This window comes from Acinetobacter nectaris CIP 110549 (genome assembly GCF_000488215.1).
Classification (GTDB): domain Bacteria; phylum Pseudomonadota; class Gammaproteobacteria; order Pseudomonadales; family Moraxellaceae; genus Acinetobacter; species Acinetobacter nectaris.
Window position 1 is genome coordinate 1 of record NZ_KI530729.1, and the last position, 1,263, is coordinate 1,263.

The window sequence follows — 1,263 nt, forward strand, 5'->3', positions numbered from 1 at the left end:
TATGAGCAGCATAAAAAGGGACGGATAATTTCAAGTTTTTCTTTTAAGTTTAAGCAAAAAAAACAGCCACAAATTAAAACTAAACGAGATCCAAACACCCCAGATTTTTTTATCAAAATGACAGATGCACAACGTCATTTATTTGCCAATAAAATGTCTAAAATGCCTGAAATGAGTAAATATTCGCAAGGGACAGAAAGCTACCAAGAATTTGCTACTCGTATTGCTGAAATGCTTTTACAGCCTGAAAAATTTAGAGAGCTTTACCCACTACTAGAAAAAAATGGATTTAAATTATAAAAAACTATTTAATAATGTAAATAACTATAGTATTATAACCATTGTAATTAATACTTATATAGGAATAAGCATGTTTTCAGAAAGAACTACTGTGGATTTTTCTAAAGAGTTAAAAAATGAGCGGGAAAAACGTAATTTAACTCATGCTGATGTAGCTAAAGCTATTGATATTCATGCTGGGATGATTGGACGATATGAGAAAGATAAAGAAGATCAATATGCTGCTCATCCAAGCCAATTAACATGGCGAAAACTCAATGAGTTCTTTTTTCCTAACTCCCAAAAAACTGAGAAGATTTCATTGAGTCAATTTAGTATTGAAGAAATAGTAGAAGAACTTAAAGAGCAACGTGGTGCTACCTCAGTCAGTATTGTTTTTTAGTCCAAAAAGCTGTCTATCTCTATCTTCTGTTAAATACTCGTTGAGTTCAGCGAGTATTTTTTCTTTATTGGCTTCATTGTCATTCATTTTTTTAATCAAGTAAGAACCAAGCAAAATTTTACGTCTAGTATCATCTTTACGTTCTTGCTCTTTTTGCTTAGTACGTTCTCTTGCTTCAATTGCTTGTTTTTGCGCTTTTAACTGTTTTAGCTTTTCTAATTGAGCTTCAATTTTCTTTTCAATATTTTCCGTAGATTTAGTCATAATGGTTAATTATAAGGTTAAAGAAAACTACTCAAGCATAAGACCCTATAAATTGAAATTCAAGAGGACTATATGTTATCGTATTTTTCATGAAATGCGCACTTACGACTTGAATTTCATTCAAGTCAAAAGATGCGTAAGGGGTTTCCCCTTAACCCCAAAAGCAATATAAGGCAACTTTATGGCAATTTATCATTGCTCAACCAAAACCGTAAACAGAAGTTCAGGACGTACAGCCGTAGCATCCAGTGCTTACCGTGCAGGTGAAAAACTCAAAGATGAACGTACAGGATTGACCCATGATTTCACCAAAAAAA

3 protein-coding genes and 1 pseudogene are annotated in these 1,263 nt (G+C 32.6%); 3 read left to right on the forward strand and 1 reads right to left on the reverse strand.

Features of this window, described 5'->3' with window-relative positions:
- Together P256_RS08810 and P256_RS08815 are read left to right on the forward strand one after the other, a co-directional pair.
- Nucleotides 1-300 (forward strand): annotated as a pseudogene (locus P256_RS08810) (replication initiation protein RepM); the annotation flags it as partial.
- A 70-nt stretch (nt 301-370) separates the two neighbouring features.
- Nucleotides 371-682 carry a helix-turn-helix domain-containing protein gene (locus P256_RS08815; protein WP_023273342.1) on the forward strand — a complete coding sequence of 104 codons (312 nt, stop codon included), beginning with the start codon at nt 371-373 and terminating at the stop codon, nt 680-682.
- Here the strand turns inward: P256_RS08815 and P256_RS08820 are convergent.
- Complete coding sequence (locus P256_RS08820) at nt 662-946, reverse strand: hypothetical protein (protein ID WP_023273343.1); 285 nt, start codon at nt 944-946, stop codon at nt 662-664. The genes P256_RS08815 and P256_RS08820 overlap by 21 nt on opposite strands.
- A gap of 181 nt (nt 947-1,127) precedes the next feature.
- Here P256_RS08820 and P256_RS13120 point away from each other — a divergent pair.
- Nucleotides 1,128-1,263, forward strand: a 136-nt coding sequence (locus tag P256_RS13120) for a MobA/MobL family protein (protein WP_023273344.1), incomplete at its 3' end; no start/stop codon positions are given.

Coding starts and splice junctions, on each gene's coding strand:
- P256_RS08815 (WP_023273342.1), top strand. CDS start 371: ATGTTTTCAGAAAGAACTACTGTGGATTTTTCTAAAGAGTTAAAAAAT.
- P256_RS08820 (WP_023273343.1), bottom strand. CDS start 946: ATGACTAAATCTACGGAAAATATTGAAAAGAAAATTGAAGCTCAATTA.